Raw genomic sequence first — 18,071 nt, 5'->3', positions numbered from 1 at the left:
AGATGTTTCGCCAGAGCACCGTGCTGCCGTTTGCGGCAGCCATGCTCCTGGCATTCCCGGCCCTGGCGCAGGATGCCGCCGGCTGCACACAGCGCGGCGCGCTGGACACCATCTATTGCGATGCCGATGGCGACCTCGTCGCCGACGCGCCGGCCAATGAGCTGGTCGATCCCGGCACGCTGGTCTTCGCCTACACGCCCGTCGAGGACCCGGCCATCTACGCGGACATCTGGGACCCGTTCATCGAGCATCTGTCCGCCGTGACCGGCAAGCGGGTGCAGTTCTTCGCCGTGCAGTCGAACTCGGCCGAAGTGGAGGCGATGCGCAGCGGCCGCCTGCACATTGCAGGCTACTCGACGGGGCCGACGCCCTTCGCGGTAAACCTGGCAGGTGCCGTGCCCTTCGCCATCATGGGCAGCGATGATGGCAGCTTCGGCTACACGCTGCAGGTCTATGCACGCGCCGATTCCGACATCGAGACCATGGCGGACCTTGCCGGCAAGCGCGTCGCCCACACCTCGCCCACCTCAAACTCCGGCAATCTGGCGCCGCGCGCCCTGTTCCCGGCGCTCGGCATCACGCCGGATACGGATTACGAGGTCAGCTATTCGGGTTCGCACGACCAGTCCATGCTCGGCGTGGTGGCGGGGGATTACGACGCGGCGCCCGTCGCCTCCGAAGTGGTGGACCGGATGGCCGAGCGTGGCCTCTACGATCCGCAGGAGGTCAAGGTGATCTGGGAATCCGACCGGTTCCCGACCACCTCCTACACCTATGCGCACAACCTCGATCCGGCGCTCGTCGAAAAGATCAAGGAAGCCTTCTTCACCTTCGATTTCGAGGGGACCGAACTCGGCAAGGAGTTCGAGGGCGTGAGCAAATTCGTGCCCATAACCTACCAGAAGGACTGGTCGGTCATCCGCGATATACAGGCTGCGAACGGCGTTCAGTACACGCCGCAGGGCCTCGCCGCAGAATAAGCTCCGCCCGTCGCCGAGCATTTCGCAATGCGCGTGCCGCCCGGCACGCGCACCCCCCTTCTCTCGCCGCGATGGTCGCAACCGATGCTCAAGATCTCCAAACTCGTCAAACGCTATGGGAACGGCGAGCCGGTCCTGCGCGATCTCGACCTGACGGTCGAGGGCAACAGCGTCGTCTCGATCATCGGCGCGTCCGGTGCGGGCAAGAGCACGCTCCTGCGCTGCATCAACAAGCTGGTCGAGCCGACCGCCGGCTCGATCGAATTGAACGGCGTCGAGCTGACCAGCCTGCGCGGCGCCCGGCTGCGCCATGCGCGCCGGCGGATCGGCATGGTGTTCCAGGGCTTCAACCTGGTGGATCGGCTGACCGTCATGGAAAACGTCCAGTCGGGACGGCTCGGCTACCTGCCGACCTGGCGCGCCCTTTCGCGCCGCTACCCGAAAGAGGATATACGCCGCGCCTTCGAGTTGATGGAGCGGGTCGGCATCGCCCATTACGCCAACAAGCGCGCGGACCAGCTTTCGGGCGGCGAGCGCCAGCGGGTCGGCGTGGTGCGGGCGCTCATGCAGGAGCCGGAGATTCTCCTGGCCGACGAGCCGACGGCCTCCCTGGACCCCAAGACGTCCGAGCAGATCATGATCCTCCTGCGGTCGCTGGCCTCGGAGTTCCAGCTCCCCGTCCTCATCAACATCCACAACGTGACTGAGGCCAAGGAGTATACGGACCGCATCGTGGGCATGCGCAACGGGCGCATCATGTTCGATGCCGAGCCGGCACTTCTGGACCAGGCCGCCATGGACGCGATCTATGCCGGCAAGTCCGAAGAGCGCGACGCCGCCATTGCCGGCCGCGTCCCGGAACTGGCCGCATGAGCGACCTGTCGCGGGACAGCTGGCGCAAACCCCCGCTCATCGCCAATCCGTTTCTTCGCTACGGCCTCGTCCTCGCAGCGATCGTCTATGTCGTCTGGGCGCTGTCGACCATGCAGTTCGACTGGGCACGCGCCGCGGAAGGGCTGACGCGGGCGCAGCGCATCTTCAACGGGGCCTTTCCGCCCAATTTCGACAGATCCTCGCTTCTGATCTCCGGCTTCCTGGAAAGCATCAAGATCGCCATCGTGGCCACGGTGGGCGGAGTGATCCTGTCGGTCCCGATCGCCTTCATGGCGGCCCGCAACCTGGCGCCCCTGCCCGTCTTCCTGCTGGGCCGTGCCATCATCGTGATCGCGCGCAGCTTCCACCCGGTCATCGTGGCCATCATCTTCGTGAAGGCGGTGGGCTTCGGCCCGTTTGCCGGCATCCTGACCCTTATCGTCTATTCGATCGGCTTCGTCGCCAAGCTTCTGGCCGAGCGGATCGAGGAGATCGATCCCGGACAGGTCGAAGCGATGCGCTCGGTGGGCGCCTCCTACTTCCCCACGCTCCTCTATGCGGTGGTGCCGCAGATCATGCCCCGGCAGATCGGCCTGACCATCTATCAGCTCGACAGCAACCTGCGCGCCTCCGCCGTCGTCGGCATTGTGGGTGCGGGCGGCATCGGCGCCACGCTCGCCAACGCCTTCGGCCGGTACGATTACGACTTCGCCCTGGCCATCACCATCGTCATCGTCGCGATCATCCTCATCAGCGAGGCCATCAGCGGACAGATCAGGAAGATATGGTGAGCCTGAACACGACCCCCACGCAGTGGTCGCGCTATACGCCGACCGAGCGTCTGACACGCTTTGCCGGGTTCCTGGCCTTCGCCGCCGTCCTCGGCTGGTGCATCGGCAGCATCGACATCATCTGGGCCTGGGTCTTCGATGCGCCCGTCCAGATCGGCGATCTCTTCGCCCGGATGTCGCCGCCGGACGTCAGCAACATCGGCACCATCGCCTGGGTGCTGGTGGAAACGATCAACATCGCCACCATCGCCACGGCCTTCTCGGTCATCCTGGCCCTGCCGATCGCCTACATCGCCGCGCAGAACACGACGCCCAACATCGTGACGCTCTGGATCGGCCGCATCATACTGGTGTCCAGCCGTTCGGTGAACACGATCATCTGGGCGCTGCTCTTCGTGGCGATCTTCGGACCCGGCATCATCGCGGGCGTCATCGCCATCACCTTCCGCTCGATCGGCTTCGTCGGCAAGCTGATGGGCGAGGCGATCGAAGAGATCGACAAGCGCCCCGTCGAAGCGTTGGAAGCCACTGGCGCGTCCCGCTTCAAGGTCGTCGCCTATGCCATCGTCCCGCAGGTCATGCCGACCTTCTGGGCCGTCTGCATCCTGCGCTGGGACATCAACCTGCGCGAATCCACCGTGCTCGGCCTCGTCGGGGCCGGCGGCATCGGCATCATCCTGCAGGGCGCCATCGATACGTTCCGGTGGCAGGAAGCGGCAACGGTGCTTCTGGCCATCCTCTGCCTCGTCATCATCGGGGAGATGATCTCCGCCTACCTACGCAAGCGTATCATCTGATATGGCGGCCCCCGTCTCCCAGACCCCGCGGCACGCGACTGCCGCGCAGGCATCCGCCGATTACGACATCTTCGTCATCGGCGGCGGCATCAACGGCTGCGGCATCGCGCGCGATGCCGCCGGGCGGGGCTTCAGGGTCGCCCTGGCAGAGATGAACGACCTCGGCTCCGGCACCTCGTCCTGGTCCACCAAGCTCATTCATGGCGGGCTGCGCTACCTGGAGCATTATGATTTCCGCCTGGTGCGCCACGCGCTCAAGGAGCGCGAAGTGCTCCTGGAGATTGCGCCGCATATCGTGGAACCCTTGCGGTTCGTCCTGCCGCATCATGCGGAGCTGCGGCCGGCCTGGCTCCTGCGCGCGGGCCTCTTCCTCTACGATCACCTTGGCGGGCGGCAGCGCCTGCCCAAATCCTGCGCGGTCGATCTGACCGGCCCACTGGGCGCGCCGCTGAAGGACCATTTCCGCAAGGGCTTCGAATATTCCGATGCCCGCGTCGACGATACGCGGCTCGTCATCCTCAACGCGCGCGATGCCGCGGCGCGGGGCGCTGAGATCATGGCCCGGACCCGCGTCTGCCAGGCGCGCCGCCGCGCGGACGGATGGTCGGTCGATCTGGAGGATCGCACCACCGGCGCGCGGCGCAGCGTGAGCGCGCGGCTCGTCGTCAATGCCGCCGGCCCCTGGGTGGACGGCGTCAACGCGCAGGTCATCGGGCAGAACGACGGCAATGCCGTCCGGCTTGTCCAAGGCTCGCACATCGTGACCCGGCGCCTCTACGATCACGACCGCGCCTACATCTTCCAGAATGCCGACGGCCGCATCATCTTCGCCATTCCCTATGCGCAGGATTTCACCCTCATTGGAACGACGGATCGCGACTATGCGGGCGACCCTTCCGACGTGGCGATCACGCAGGAGGAAACGGACTATCTCCTGTCCGCGGCATCGGAATATTTCCGCGAGCCGCTGACACGGGCCGACATCGTGTGGAGCTTCTCCGGCGTGCGGCCGCTTTTCAACGACGGCGCCGGCAAGGCGCAGGAGAGCAGCCGCGACTATGTGCTGCGCATGGACAGACCCGCCACCGGCGCACCGCTGCTCAACTGCTTCGGTGGCAAGATCACGACCTACCGGGTCCTGGCCGAAGATGCGATGCGACAGATCGAAGACGCAATCGGCCACCCGAACCCGTCCGCGCAAGCGCCCTTGCCGGCCGGCTGGACGGGCCGGAACGCCCTGCCGGGCGGCGATTTCTCCGCCACGGAGCGGGACGCGCTGATCCGCCGCATCGAGGCCGCCGCCCCCGGCCTCGACCGCCCCACCGTCACCCGGCTCGCGCGGTCCTACGGGACGGACGCTTTGCGCATCCTGGCCGCTGGCGATCTTGGCCGACATTTCGGGCACGGGCTTTACGAGGCCGAGGTGACCTGGCTCATGCGCAACGAATGGGCCCTCGCCCCCGCCGATATTCTCTGGCGCCGCACCAAGCTTGGCCTCGTCATGACCGAAGCCGACACCGCAGCCCTCGCGGCTTATATGGCCGAGGCCATCTCCCACGGAAACGGCGGTTCAAAGGTATTGGAAACTGGCCTTTTGGCGGAATAATAGACGAGGCCGCAGCACCGTATTTGAAATTCGTCTCAAGCAAAGGGCCCGCCGAAGCGGGCCCAAAGTCGTCGTTTGCGCAAACCGTCAACGTGTCAGATCGGGCTCGTCCTCGACATCGTCGATCAGTTCCGGATCGCCTGCGGGATCTTCCGCGTCCCCAAGCTCATCCATATCGTCGAGGTCTTCCTCGACCTCCTGCTCCATCCCGGCCGAACTCGCATCGTCATCCGATACGACCTCACCGGGCTTCAGCGGGTTTCCTTCCGGCATTCTGTCGTTCGGGTTCTCACCCACTTTATCAATATTGGACATCATGACCTCCGCCGTTTCAATGCAGAGGTAAGATGCGGCTGGCACGCGGCGTTCCCTGTCTGCGACGAAGTGGGCATTCGGCGACGACACATCACGCGGACGGTCCAAAGCTACGGATGCTGCCACAGCCTATGCTTGGGCCCTTTGGCGGCCGTCACCACGCATGATTGTAATTGATCGCGAAGGTGCATGTTTCCGGAGTCTCGTCGCGCTTCCAGACGGAATGAACCGCCGAGACGGCGATCGCATCCGCGGGCGTCAGGTTCAGGCTGCCGCTTACACCCAGCTTCAGGGTGCTCTGCGTATTTCCCTGGTCGACGGAGTTGATGCTGGTTTCACCGCCATAGGAGTAGTAGGCGTCGGCGGATAGCCACAGCGCCCGTGTCAGGTTGCGGCTGTAGTGGGCCTCCACGGTCATCAGCGGATTCTGATCGAGCGTCAGCGCGCCGAGATACGAGTCGTTCGCGGTGTAGAACTCGATACTGCCGTTGATGGCGAGCCACTCTCCCGGCTGGAGCGGAATGCCGTAGGACAATTGCGGTTTGAAGGCCCAGCGGTTCTTGCCGATGTTGACCAGGCGGTCCCGATCGTACTTGCCCGTCGGCGCCGTTACAGCGACGGAGGCGGTCAGGTAGGTCTCCGGCGTCCATTGCGCGAAGGCCTCCTTGCTGAGGGCCGGAGCGCCGAAAAGATTGGCGATCAAGATCGTCTGTATATCGCCGATGCCATCGACCGACCGTTCGATACGGGTTCCGTCCAGCGAAAACTCGGTAAAGGCGTATGGAACGACCAGCTGCACGCCGCCGACCTGCCCCGCCAGATCGAAGGAGCGTGCATACCGAAGAATGGGGACCGAAGCGTCGACGGACGCCCCGGTCACCGGCAGGGACGTGTCGATCGACGAATTGCCCTTATTGTACGTGTAGTAGACGTAGATGAAGTTCATATCGACGGGCACGCTGAGCCAATCACGCGCACCGTCGGCCATCGCGTATCCTGGCAGCATCGCGGCAGTGGCGACGGTTCCGAGCATGAACTTGCGCATATTGGATGTCCTTCCCAAAGCCGAATAAGCTTGATCCCGTCCTCTCACGGGGTCACGACGTTGAAGTCCGGGCTGAATGTGTCGAGCATGTCGAAGAATTGCTGGAAGGCGTTGCCGTCGCCATCGATCTGAATCTTGCCGCTGGCGATGAGCTCGGGCACCGTCGCGGTGCCGAGGTTCAGTTCATCCAGTGTCTCCTTGCTCAGGGTTGCGGTCGCATCTGCTGCCGGGGCCTGCTTCTCGCTATAGTTCAAGACCGAATTGCCGACCGTCAGCGTGTAGTGTTTCCCGATATCGGTGAAATCGACGTTCAGCGTCAGATCCTTCCCGGCCGCCTTGTCGGCATCCAGGCGCACGGCCAGGAAGTCGAACAGCATTTCGGGCGACATGGCGCGCACGACATCGGGGCTGGCGCTTCCCGCCGAACCGATCTTCGGCGCGCCATTGCGCAATTCGAAGGCGCCTTGGAGGTAGATCGAGCGCCACGGGCCCGACTCGGCCTGGTAGCCCATCTGCTCATAGGCCTTGGCCAGGAGTTCCTTGGCGGCAGCGTTCGACGGATCGGCGAAGACGACATGCTTCAGCATTTCCGCGACCCAGCGGTATTTGCCGTCCGCATAATCACGTTCGGCCTTCGCCAGAATGGCATCGGCCCCGCCCATGGCCGACACGTAAAGCGGCGCCACCTCCTCCGGCGGAAGGTTGTTGAGGCTCGACGGATTGCCGTCATACCAGCCCATGTAGCGTTGATAGACCGCGCGCGAATTGTGCCGGAGGGTCCCGTAATACCCGCGGCCCGACCAGAAGCCCTTAAGGCTGGCCGGAAGCTTGATCATTTCGGAGATCTCTTCACCCGTGTAGCCCTGATTGATCAGGTTCACCGTCCGGTCGTGGATGAATTTGTACAGGTCGCGCTGCTTGCGCAGATACTCGTCGACCTCCTGCATCCCCCAAAGCGGCCAGTGATGCGACTGGAACTTGACGTCGATCCGGTCGCCATAGAGTTCCAGCGTCTCGTTGATGTACCGTGCCCAGGCCAGGGCATCGCGAACCTGCGCGCCGCGCAGGGTCAGAATATTGTGCATGGTGGAGGTCGTATTCTCTGCCATCCACATGGCCCGGAACTGCGGGAAGTAGGTGTTCATCTCCGCATGCGCTTCGGTACCAGGGGTCAGCTGGAACTCCATCTCGACGCCGTCGATGGTCAGCTTTTCACCGGAGCGGGTGATATACTGGTTCGGCTCGATCAGCGTCGGCGTACCGCGCGGCGTCGTCAGGCCCAGGCCCGCACCGACGCTGCCCTCCGGACCGCGCGGCAGGAGCGCGCCGTACATCAGGATTGAGCGGCGGCTCATCGCATTGCCGGTGATCACGTTCTCGCTGACGGCATGCTCCATGAAGCCTTCCGGCGCGATCAGCTTCACCTTGCCGGATCGGACGTCCTCGTCGGATACAAGCCCGCGAATTCCGCCGTAATGATCCAGATGCGGGTGGCTGTAGATCGCCGCGACGATGGGCAACTCTCCGAACTCTTCCGTCAAAAGTGCGAAGGCGGCGCGTGCCGTCTCGCTCGTGCTGCCGACGTCGTAGGCGATCCAGCCCGTATCGCCCCGGATGAAGGTGAAGTTTGCCAGGTCATAGCCCCGAACCTGGTAGATGCGGTCCGTGACCTGGAACAGCCCGTATTGCAGGTTGAGCTGCGCGTTCCGCCAGAGGCTGGGATTGACGCTGTCGGGCGCCGGCCGGTCGAGGGCGATGAACGCCTTGTAGCTTTCTAGGTCCCAGACCGTCTTGCCCGACGCATCCTTGATGGTCAGCGTATCGGGCTTGCGCAGCAATCCCCGCGCAGCATTCTCGAAATCCTGCCGGTCGCTGAAGGGAAGGTCCTGAAGGACAGCCGCGTTCGCGGCGGCCGTCTGCGCGCTCGCCGGCTCGGCCCGCGCGCCATCCGCCACGGCAAGACATGCAACTGCCGCAAGAAGGGCGGGTGCCGCGCAGCCATGCGCCCGGAAAAACAAACGTCGGTTCATGATCGCGTCCCTGCAACCGATGATAAGGCCTCCCAGATGAGCAAGTTTAGCCACCACAGATTGCACGCCCGGTACATTTGCTGCAAAAAAGTCGCAATTGGTGCGAGGGGGTGGCTGTGTCGATGCGACGTGCGGAAGCGGATCTTATCGTGAAGGCGAATGGATGGCTTTCCGTGCAGCCGCCGGAGATCCAGAACCACGTATTGGGACGGTCGTTGATGCTGCGCTTCGATGCAGGGGCGGTGGTCTATCGGATGGGTGACGACCCCGGCGGCATCTACGGCCTGGTGTCCGGCAGCCTCACCATCAATTGTGCACCGCCCGACAGGACGCCGCAACTCCTGCATATCGGCTATCCGGGCGGCTGGACTGGCGAAGGCTGCTTTATCTCACGCCAGCCTCGACGCCTCGACCTTCGCGCGCATGCTGAAAGCTGGCTTCTGCATCTGCCGCTGGATCAGATGGACCAGCTCGCCGACGCCGATCCCAGATTCACGATCAGCTTTGCGCAGATCCTCATGGGCACCGTCGATACGCTCGTGCGGATCGTCAGCGACCTTCAGCACCAGGCACCGGCCAGGCGGATTGCGGCGGTCATCGAACGGGGCGCCTGTCCGGTGACGGGGACCTTGCCCCTGACACAGGCCGAAATCGGCAAAATGTCCTGCACATCCCGCCGCCAGGTGAATGCGGTGTTGAAGCAGTTTTCCACCAGGGGATGGATCAGCACCACGTATGGCGGCCTGCGCATCGTTCAGCCGCGCGCCTTGAGGGCCTATATCGAGGAAGATTGATACGACCGCCAGCGCATGCGGCTCTGCATGCGGAAATGGCGGAGCGAATCCAGGCTCAGGCCAAAGCTTGCGCAAGGGGAAACATCAGGAAATCAAGGGTGGTACGGTTGGGTGGGTTCGAACCACCGACCTCTGGAGCCACAATCCAACGCTCTAACCAGCTGAGCTACAACCGCACATGAGGCGCCGGGCGCCACGGCCGTTCACATAAATTCATTCGGCGCAGGACGCAAGACGTTCCGCGCCGATCTGGGCTTCTATTTGCCAGGTTCGGCCAAAGCCGGTCCGGTCAGTCGCGCGGCGTGCGGGCCTTGTCGAAGGCTTCGCGGCCGGGGCGCACCAGTTCCTGCGCGACGCTGCGCGACAGGGATTGCATGTCCCGGATCTGCCCCGCCATCATCTCCGTCTGCTGGCGGACATAGCCGGACTGCAACTCGACCAGTTCCGATACGGACTTCACCTTGGCCAGCTTTTCCAGATGGGCAAAGCCCAGTTCAGCATTGCTGCGCATCGCCTCGATGGCGCGCTTGGACAAGGAGAGCGAGCCGCTATGGGCGTTCTCCAGCGTGGCCTCGATGGTGCGCGTCGCTTCGTCGGCATGGTCCTTCAGGGTCTGGTAGGCCATGCGCGACTGCTCGACCGTGCGCTCGGTCAGCCCGCGCAGCGCATCCTGGAAGCGCTCGGGATCGAGGCCAAGCGCGGCCTGCGCGCGGGCCACGTTTTCCGGCTCCATCGCCTCGCGGAAACGATCCTCGGCCGCAGCGAACGGCTTCTGTGCGCCTTCCCCAGTTTCATGTTCCGGCATCGCACCTCTCCCCTGGCGGCTTCATGCCGCGGCATCTTCAAGCCTCGCCCTTCGAGGCCAGGCCCAATCTTACGCACAGAGCGCAGTCAAAATCGAATCATCCCTCGCTTGCGGACAGGCCGTTAACCCTCGGCGTTGAAAGATGGGGGAGAGCGGCCGCCCGCAATGGATTTCATAGGCGGGGGCCGGTATTAACATCCTGTCAACCAAGGACATTCGCGCCACAGCGTTCGAAGGACCTGCGACCGACGATGAACGTGCTGGAGATCATGGCCCTCCCGGAGGTGCGCCGCGCCGGCGAAGCCGGCTGCGCGGTCGCACTCCTGACGCCTGAGCTCGACCGCGTCATCTGGCTGAACGAGGCCGCCGAGCCGATCCTGGGCGGGTGCCCCGTCGCGCAGGACGCGCTGGCGCGGCTCGCCGCGCTGCAGCCGGCCCTCCTGCGGGATGGCGAGGTGACGACACGCCTTGCCGCAGCGCCCGGCGCGGGCGCCGCAACCGCCACATTGAAGCTTGCCCTTGCCGTGACGGCCGACGGGACGGAGGCCGCGCTTTTGATCAGCCTCCATTCCCTGGCGCGGCCGGAGCGCGGCGCCGTTCTGGCAAAGCGGCTCCTGCGCGAGGCGGCCGTCCTGGACCGCCCGGCCCTGATGGCCGACGCCGACGGCATCTGCGCCATGACGCATCTTTTGACGCAGGCGCGCGCCGCCGACTTTGCCGATGCGGCCGACGAGTTCCTGGACGGGCCGGTCGACTATCTCGAGATCGAGGATGACGGCGACCGCGTCGCCTTTGCCCGCGTGGCATCCGGCCTCGCCCTCGTGGCGCTCTTGCGCCCGGCCGACACAGCGTTGCAGCAACGGCAGGTGGACGACCACCCCGCCGTGCCGGCGCAGGAGGTTGCGCAGGCACCCGGCCAAGCCATACCCGGCCCGGCAGTGCCGCTTCGCGCGGTGCCCCCTTCCCCGCCGCCGCCCGAACCGCAATCGCCGATCGGCCATATCGTCCGGCGCTGGCACGAACGCCTGGGCGACCGGGCCGACACATTGCGCAGCAAGGCCGCCGAAACGCGCGATCGCATGCGCACGGCCGAGGCTCGCCCCCTTCCGGGGCCACCATCCGACACCACCGAGCGCGAGCCGCGCGCGGCCGACGCGCTCCGCTTTACCTGGCGCGTGGACGCCACCTTTCATTTCACGGAACTGTCGCCGGAGCTCGAACGCGTGGTGGGCGGCACGGCGCAGGAACTGATCGGGCGCAGCATCTTCGATGTGTTCGCGGATCTGGGGCTGGATGGGGACGGCGCCATCGCCGCCGCCTTGAACGCCCGGCAGACCTGGTCGGGACGCGTCGTCGCCTGGCCTTTGGCGGATTCGACCCGCGCGGCCATGGTGGAACTGGCGGCGCTTCCCGTCTATGGCCGCGGCGCGGTCTTCGACGGTGCCCGCGGCTTCGGGACCATCGGCCCCATCGTGGAACGTGGGGCGTTTGCCCCCGAGCGAGAGTCCGAGCGGGAGCCCGAGCCGACACGCCGGGCCGATGTCGCATCATCCGGCCTCAACCCGATCGAAGCGGACGCCTTTGCCTCCATCGGCGCATCGATTGGAGCATCCATCGGATCATCGGGCGAGGGCGCGGGCCCGGCGCCGGACCCCTCCCTGCCATCCGAACTCGTCCAGCTTCTGGATGCGCTGCCGCTGGCGACCCTCGTCCAGGCGAAGGGGCGGCTGGTCCACGCCAATCGCAGTTTCCTGGAATTGTCGCTCTTCGACGATCTGGCGGCCCTGGAGCGCGCAGGTGGCATAGAGGTGCTGACCGCCGAGCCGCTGGATGCCGACGATGGCGCCAGCGCCATCCGCCTGCGCCGGGCCGATGCCAGCCATGTGCGCGTGACCTGCCAGATGCAGCGGATCCAGTCGGGCGGACGATCGCTCCTCGTCTTCACCTTCCAGCGGCCCGCGCCCGCAGCCTCCGACGACGAGGCGCTGGAGCTGCGCGCCGTCCTGAACACGGCGACCGACGGCATTCTCCTCCTGGCGGAAGACGGAACGCTGCGCGGCATGAACGGCTCGGCCGAAGCCCTGTTCGGGCTGTCGGCCAGCGAGTGCCGCGGCTATCCCTTCACGGACCTTCTGGCCGAGGACAGCCGCGACATGGCAGCCGCCTATCTGGCGACGCTGCGTGACGGCGGCATGCAGGGCCTTTTGAACGATGGCCGCGAAGTGCTCGGCAAGGTGGCGCGCGGCAAGCCGATCCCGCTCTTCATCACCGTCGGCCGGCTCGGCGTCGGCCGTGGCTGGTGCGTCGTCATCCGGGATATCGGGCACTGGAAGCGGGTCGAGGAAGACCTCCTGGCCGCGCGCCGGCAGGCGGAGGATGCGAGCATCCTGAAAAGCCGGTTCCTGACCAATATCAGCCATGAGTTGCGCACGCCGCTCAATGCGATCATCGGCTTTGCGGATGTGATGGCCTCGGAAAGCTTCGGGCCGATCGGCAATGAGCGCTATGTCCAGTACCTGCGTGACATCAAGCGGTCGGGGCACCATCTCCTGGATCTCGTCAACGACCTTCTCGACATTTCGAAGATCGAGGCGGGCAAGGCCGATCTGGACGTGCGGGCTACCGCCCTCGGCGGCATCCTGGCCGAGACGGTCGGCCTGATGCAGCCGCAGGCCAACCGGGCCCGCGTGATCCTGCGCAGCGATCTGCCGTCGGCGATCCCCTCCGTCCTGGCCGATGCGCGCTCCATCCGTCAGATCGCGCTGAACCTTCTGTCCAACGCGATCCGCTTCACGCCGCCGGGCGGTCATGTCGTCGTGTCGCTGAGCACCGGCCCGGGCGGCGAGGTGATCCTGCGCTTCCGCGACAGCGGGATCGGCATGAACGAGGACGAGATCGAGGAGGCCATGACGCCCTATCAGCAGGTGGGCGCCGTCACCCGCAAGCAGGGCGACGGGACCGGGCTCGGCCTGCCGCTCACCAAGGCGATGGTCGAAGCCAATGCAGCCCGCTTCCATCTACGTTCCACGCCGGGCGAAGGCACGCTGGTCGAAATCGTCTTCCCGGCGGCGCGCGTCCAGGCGAATTGATCGGCCCCTCGCGGTTTTGCCCTCTTGTGTCTATAGTGTAACAACCAAAAGTATAATCGACATAAGCGAGCGCACATCAGAAGCGGTCGCTTATTCGTCCGCCGCCTGATTTCAGGCCGGCCGACAGAAAGCGACGAGACCGCGATTGCCGCCTGCCCCGATCCCAGCCGACGCGCCGAACACGGCCGGGACACGCCGCCGCCCCTGGATCGTCGGCCTGGCTATTGTCATCGGACTTGCCTTGGCCGGCTTTGCGATCCTGGCCAATTCCAGCCTGCCGCTCAACCTCGACCGCGCCCGCGCCGATCTTGAGGAACGGCTGAGCGAACTGGCCGGCCGGCCGGTCACGGTGCATGGCGAGGCGAGCTTCCGGCTGCTGCCGCGGCCGGTCATCCAACTGTCCAATCTCAGCCTCGGGCGGCCGGGCGAAGCGGAGGCATTGCACATTGCCCATGCCTTCGCCCAGCTCGATCTCATCGACGGGCTGTTCGGGCGGACCGACATTGCGCGCCTGACGCTGGTTCGACCGGAGTTTCCGGCACAGGCGCAGGATGCGGCACCGCCATCCACCCCCTCGCCGCAGCCGCAGCCGCGCGATACGCCCATGGCCGATGAGGGGCCGGCCCATGTGGCAGGCCGGGCCATGCAGGGCGCCTTGCGCCGCTTTCAGGGCGTGCGGCGTGTCGAAATCCGTGACGGGCTCTACCGGCCTTCGCCGGGCGCGGCCGCCATCAGCAGCATCAATGTCGATTTTGCCTGGGACCGGCAAGCCGATCCGGCCACGCTCGAGGGCAGCTTCGTCTGGAACGGCCAGCCGACGCGCATCGATGCGAGCCTGAGCCGCCCGACCGAGTTCCTGGCCGGGCGCGACAGCAGCATCCGGATCGAGGTCGAGGCCGCGCCAATGAGCCTGGCTTTCGACGGGACCGGCGCGGCCGGGACACCGCCGGTGCTGGAAGGGCGGCTGGAAGTGGAGACGCCCTCCGTCGCCCGGCTCAACCGCTGGCTCGGCGAAAGCGCGATCCAGCTTCCCGATTTCGGCGCCGTCCGGCTGGAAACCGATGTCCGCCTGGCGGACGACCGGGCCTTCCTGAACCGCTCGGCGCTGCGCCTCGGGGACATGCGTGGCCAGGGCGCACTCGAACTTGCGCTTACCGACGGTGCGCCGCCCATGCTGTCGGGCACCCTTGCCTTCGAGCAGTTCGATTTCGACCAATTCGGAACGGTGATCGCGCCCGTGCCGCGCAACCTTCTCGACCTGCAGCGCCGCATTCCGCTGGGCTTCGTGCGCGGCTTCGATCTGGATTTGCGCCTGTCGGCCGGCCAGACGCGCCTGGCCGGCGTTCCGATGAGCGATCTGGCCGCGACCATGAAGTTTTCCGGCGGGCTGGCCATTCTCGACATTGGCGATACGACGCTTCTGGGCGGGCGCGGACAGGCCCGCTTCACCGTCGACACCAACGCAGCCACACCGCAGCTGACGGGCACCTACGCGCTGCAGGCCGTCAATGCAGGGCAGCTTGCCGATCGCTTCTCGGCCCCGGACGCACGTCTGACCGGCACGGCCACCATCACCGGCCAGTTGGACATGCCCGTCGGAAGCTGGGGGCAGATCGCCCGGGGCAACCGGATCACCGCCAAGGTCGACATCGCCTCCGGCACGCTGGCCGGGCTGCCGACGCCGGCGCAGCTCGAAGCGCAAGGCCAGGGCAGTTTCGAACTGTCCGCCGAACAGGAGGCGATGGCCTTCACGCGGCTGCGCGCCAATCTGTCGAGCTACAGCACCTTCCTGCGGATCGAGGATATGGTTCTCGATACCGACCAGGGGTCCATCGACGTGAGCGGCCTCGTCTCGCTCGGCGAGTCGGTCGTTTCGCTCGACGGTGTCTTTAAGCCCGCAAATGCCGAAGCCTCGCTCGATGACGATGGCGTATTCACCTCATCGAAACCCCTTGAGTTTAACCTTAAGGGTGAATGGCCCGAGCTCGGTGTTACGGTGACCCCGCGCGCGAAGCCCATGTAGTCACGGGGGCCTCGACGACCCCCGGTAGCGGGTGGCAGTCAGATGGCGCACAGCGGCAAGAAGCGGTCCAAAATCCTTCGCACGGCCAGGCTCGCCGCCATGGCCGCGGGCCTTCTGGCAGCGGGTCCGGCCCTGGCGGGGGAACCCTGCGGCAGCACCTACCCTGCCGAACTGGCCAGTATCCGCGATGGAACCTTCAAGACACTCGAGGCGCTGGACATCCGCGCCGAACTCGGCCGCGCCGCGCGCCTAGAGAGCGTGTCGGCCGGGGGCCTCGCCATGCCGGCGCCCGCCGGCAATGCGGGGGCGGAGGTTGGCCGCGCACGCCGCCTGGCTGCGCAACTGGCTATGAGCGGCGGCTCGCGCTCCCTGCCCGCATCCGCGGCCAATCGCTGGGTGGCCGAGCGGGTCCGCACCGATCTGGCGGACTATCTCGGCCAGAAGCCGACGCCCTATCTCTGCGCCGGCCTGACCAACTATCTGGGGACGCTGCGCGCGGAAGCCGGCCGCCTGGCCGTTTCCGACAGCCGGCTGGATGCCGCCATCGCCACGTTGACGCAGGTCGTGGAGGAGGAGATGGCCGCCACGCTGGCGGCGCTGCGCCCGGTCCCTGCGCCGCGCTTTGCGCCGCAGGATCGGCCGGGCACGCTCCTGGCAGGGCCGCGGTCACTGCCGGATATCGACGGGCAGGTGATGGAGGAACAGGGCGATGCCGGCATGCTCACGCGTGTCGCCTACCGCCCGTCCGAAACGATGAACGACGCGACGGTCTTTGCACCACAGCCCGACACCATCCATCTGGACAGCCGCGCCGCCGTGGAACGCGCTGCCCGCCGGCTGGTCTTCGCGGCCCGCCGGGGCCATGTCGTAACCATGCCGCGCTCCGTCGCGGCCGCCATGCCCGGCTGGGGCGCGTCGCACTATATCAGCATCGTCGCGCCGTCCCTGGCAGGGCCGCAGGCCGGGCTGACCGACCCTCTGGCCGCGCCTGCCCTGCGCGCCGCGCTGGCCGATATCGAAGCGCTGGACGTGCTTCTGGCCGCCCGCGACGGCGGGATGGATCCGGTGGCCTCGGCCCTGGAAGAGACCATGTCGTCCATCGAGGCGGCCCATGCCAGGGCCTGCGCCTGCGCACGTTGACCCCTTAAGCGGCCAGGGCCTGCCGTTCGGCCTCCTGTGCCAGTCTCTCATCGCGCAGGCGGCGGGCTTCCTGCCGCTTGAGGGTGATCGAGGCCACGAGCACGCCCGTCGCCACCACAGCGATGAGAATGGTGGAAATGGCGTTGATCTCCGGCGTGACGCCGAGCCGCACCTGGCTGTAGATGCGCATGGGCAGCGTCGTCGCCCCGGGGCCCGAGGTGAAGCTCGCGATGACCAGATCGTCCAGCGACAGGGTGAAGGCGAGCATCCAGCCGGACAGAACCGCCGGCCAGATGACGGGCAGCGTCACCAGAAGGAACGCCTTGAGCGGCGGGCAGCCGAGATCCTGCGCGGCCTCTTCCAGCGAGCGGTCGAAGGTGACGAGACGCGATTGGACCACGACGGCCACGAAGCACATGGAGAATGTCGTGTGGGCCAGCGTCACGGTCCAGAAACCGCGGTCGAAATTGATGGCGACGAAGAGCAGGAGAAGCGACAGGCCTGTGATGACCTCCGGCATGACAAGCGGCGCGGCCGCCATGCCGGAAAACAGCGTGCGGCCGCGGAAGCGGCCGTAACGCGCCAGCGCCATGGCGGCGAGCGTCCCCAGAATGGTGGCGAGACTGGCCGAGATGATCCCGACGCGCAGCGTGACGAAGGCCGCGTCCAGGAACATGCGGTTGCCCGCCAGCGCCGCGTACCAGCGCAGCGAAAAACCGCCCCAGACGGTCACGAGCTGCGAGGCGTTGAAGGAATAGATCACAAGAAGGACGATCGGCAGGTACAGGAACGAAAAGCCGAGCACCAGCGAGACGATGTTGAAGGAGGACAGACGACCGCTCATCCCACATTCCTTGCCTGGACCCGCTGGAAGATCATGATCGGCACCACCAGGAGGATCAGAAGCAGCACGGCCACGGCGGATGCCACCGGCCAGTCGCGGTTGATGAAGAATTCGTCCCACAGGACCTTGCCGATCATCAGCGTCTGCGAGCCGCCGAGAAGGTCGGGGATGACGAACTCGCCCACGGCCGGAATGAAGACCAGGAAACAGCCGGCGATCACGCCCGGCAGGGACAGGGGGAAGGTGATCTTCCAGAAGGCGCCGAGCGGCGTGCAGCCGAGATCGTTGGCCGCCTCGACAAGCCTGTGGTCCATGCGCTCCAGGCCCGCATAGATCGGCAGCACCATGAAGGGAAGGTAGGAATAGACGATGCCGATATAGACGGCGGTCTCGGTGTTCAGGATGGCCAGCGGCTGGTCGATCAGCCCCATCCAGAGCAGGAACTGGTTGAGGTACCCCTCCCCCCGCAGGATGCCGATCCAGGCATAGACGCGGATCAGGAAGCTCGTCCAGAAGGGCAGGATGATCAGCATCAGGAGGGCGGGCCGGATGCCTGCCGGCGCACGCGCCATGCCGTAGGCCAATGGATAGCCGACCGCGAGCGTCAGGAGCGTGGAAACCAGGGCGATGCGCAGGCTGGACAGATAGGCGTTGATGTAGAGCGGATCGCCCGCCAGCCAGGCGTAATTGTCGAAGGATAGCTGGCGGAGGCCATCCCATAGCGCCGCAATGCCGGACAGATCGAGAACCGGCAGATAGGGCGGCTGCGCGATTGCCGTTTCCGACAGGGAAATCTTGAAGACGATCAGGAAGGGGACGAGGAACAGCGCCAGGAGCCAGACATAGGGAATGCCGATGACCCCGGCGCGGAACAGGCGCCCGGCACCACGTGAGGCTGGCGGAGCGGGGCGGTCCACGGGCTTGTCGCTCATCGTCGCC

General features: G+C 65.9%; 15 protein-coding genes and 1 tRNA gene. 9 read left to right on the top strand and 7 right to left on the bottom strand.

Annotated elements, in window-relative coordinates:
* The first annotated feature begins 41 nt into the window (after positions 1–41).
* The 5 genes from phnD to glpD all read left to right on the top strand — a co-directional run bounded on the left by phnD (position 42) and on the right by glpD (position 5,047).
* Complete coding sequence (phnD, locus tag AUL30_RS18620; protein ID WP_407638294.1) at positions 42–980, top strand: phosphate/phosphite/phosphonate ABC transporter substrate-binding protein; 939 nt, start codon at positions 42–44, stop codon at positions 978–980.
* Positions 981–1,064: 84 nt separating this feature from the next.
* A complete protein-coding gene (gene phnC / locus AUL30_RS18615) occupies positions 1,065–1,853 on the top strand; it encodes a phosphonate ABC transporter ATP-binding protein (RefSeq protein ID WP_062229393.1) in 789 nt (262 codons plus the stop codon).
* A complete protein-coding gene (gene phnE / locus AUL30_RS18610; protein ID WP_062229392.1) occupies positions 1,850–2,644 on the top strand; it encodes a phosphonate ABC transporter, permease protein PhnE in 795 nt (264 codons plus the stop codon). The genes phnC and phnE (AUL30_RS18610) overlap by 4 nt, the downstream gene beginning before the upstream one ends.
* Positions 2,638–3,441 carry a phosphonate ABC transporter, permease protein PhnE gene (phnE, locus tag AUL30_RS18605; RefSeq protein WP_062229391.1) on the top strand — a complete coding sequence of 268 codons (804 nt, stop codon included), beginning with the start codon at positions 2,638–2,640 and terminating at the stop codon, positions 3,439–3,441. The genes phnE (AUL30_RS18610) and phnE (AUL30_RS18605) overlap by 7 nt, the downstream gene beginning before the upstream one ends.
* 1 nt (position 3,442) lies before the next feature.
* Positions 3,443–5,047: a glycerol-3-phosphate dehydrogenase gene (gene glpD / locus AUL30_RS18600; RefSeq protein ID WP_062229390.1), complete on the top strand. Its 1,605-nt coding sequence runs from the start codon at positions 3,443–3,445 to the stop codon at positions 5,045–5,047.
* Positions 5,048–5,134: 87 nt separating this feature from the next.
* Here glpD and AUL30_RS18595 read toward each other — a convergent pair whose 3' ends face one another.
* From AUL30_RS18595 to AUL30_RS18585, 3 genes are all read right to left on the bottom strand, one after another.
* The gene (locus tag AUL30_RS18595) at positions 5,135–5,365 is read right to left on the bottom strand and encodes a hypothetical protein (protein WP_157070312.1); all 231 of its coding nucleotides are present in this window, start codon (positions 5,363–5,365) and stop codon (positions 5,135–5,137) included.
* A 151-nt stretch (positions 5,366–5,516) separates the two neighbouring features.
* Positions 5,517–6,407, bottom strand: a complete 891-nt coding sequence (locus AUL30_RS18590; protein WP_202814526.1) for a transporter — start codon at positions 6,405–6,407, stop codon at positions 5,517–5,519.
* 44 nt (positions 6,408–6,451) lie between these two features.
* Positions 6,452–8,437, bottom strand: coding sequence for an alkyl/aryl-sulfatase (locus tag AUL30_RS18585; protein ID WP_062229388.1), 1,986 nt, complete (start codon positions 8,435–8,437; stop codon positions 6,452–6,454).
* A gap of 149 nt (positions 8,438–8,586) precedes the next feature.
* Between AUL30_RS18585 and AUL30_RS18580 the strand changes: the two genes are divergently transcribed.
* On the top strand, positions 8,587–9,231 hold the full coding sequence (locus AUL30_RS18580; protein ID WP_244490895.1) for a Crp/Fnr family transcriptional regulator: 645 nt from the start codon (positions 8,587–8,589) through the stop codon (positions 9,229–9,231).
* A 99-nt stretch (positions 9,232–9,330) separates the two neighbouring features.
* Here AUL30_RS18580 and AUL30_RS18575 read toward each other — a convergent pair.
* Positions 9,331–9,407, bottom strand: a tRNA-His gene (locus AUL30_RS18575).
* 113 nt (positions 9,408–9,520) lie between these two features.
* The gene (locus AUL30_RS18570; RefSeq protein WP_244490894.1) at positions 9,521–10,036 is read right to left on the bottom strand and encodes a phasin family protein; all 516 of its coding nucleotides are present in this window, start codon (positions 10,034–10,036) and stop codon (positions 9,521–9,523) included.
* A gap of 251 nt (positions 10,037–10,287) precedes the next feature.
* On the opposite strand from AUL30_RS18570, the gene AUL30_RS18565 reads away from it, so the two are divergent.
* From AUL30_RS18565 to AUL30_RS18555, 3 genes are all read left to right on the top strand, one after another.
* A complete protein-coding gene (locus AUL30_RS18565; RefSeq protein ID WP_062229386.1) occupies positions 10,288–13,125 on the top strand; it encodes an ATP-binding protein in 2,838 nt (945 codons plus the stop codon).
* Positions 13,126–13,270: 145 nt separating this feature from the next.
* Entirely contained in the window at positions 13,271–15,148 is a 1,878-nt protein-coding gene (locus AUL30_RS18560) for an AsmA family protein (protein WP_062229385.1), read from the top strand.
* A 42-nt stretch (positions 15,149–15,190) separates the two neighbouring features.
* Complete coding sequence (locus AUL30_RS18555; RefSeq protein ID WP_062229384.1) at positions 15,191–16,288, top strand: hypothetical protein; 1,098 nt, start codon at positions 15,191–15,193, stop codon at positions 16,286–16,288.
* A gap of 4 nt (positions 16,289–16,292) precedes the next feature.
* On the opposite strand, the gene AUL30_RS18550 is transcribed toward AUL30_RS18555, so the two are convergent.
* Both AUL30_RS18550 and AUL30_RS18545 read right to left on the bottom strand, forming a co-directional pair.
* On the bottom strand, positions 16,293–17,132 hold the full coding sequence (locus AUL30_RS18550; protein WP_062229383.1) for an ABC transporter permease: 840 nt from the start codon (positions 17,130–17,132) through the stop codon (positions 16,293–16,295).
* Positions 17,129–18,064, bottom strand: coding sequence for an ABC transporter permease subunit (locus tag AUL30_RS18545; protein ID WP_083508074.1), 936 nt, complete (start codon positions 18,062–18,064; stop codon positions 17,129–17,131). The genes AUL30_RS18550 and AUL30_RS18545 overlap by 4 nt, the downstream gene beginning before the upstream one ends.
* Positions 18,065–18,071: the final 7 nt, after the last annotated feature.

Source organism: Aureimonas frigidaquae (genome assembly GCF_001463905.1).
GTDB classification, from domain to species: Bacteria; Pseudomonadota; Alphaproteobacteria; order Rhizobiales; family Rhizobiaceae; genus Aureimonas; species Aureimonas frigidaquae.
This window is presented reverse-complemented; position numbering and strand designations above follow the sequence as displayed.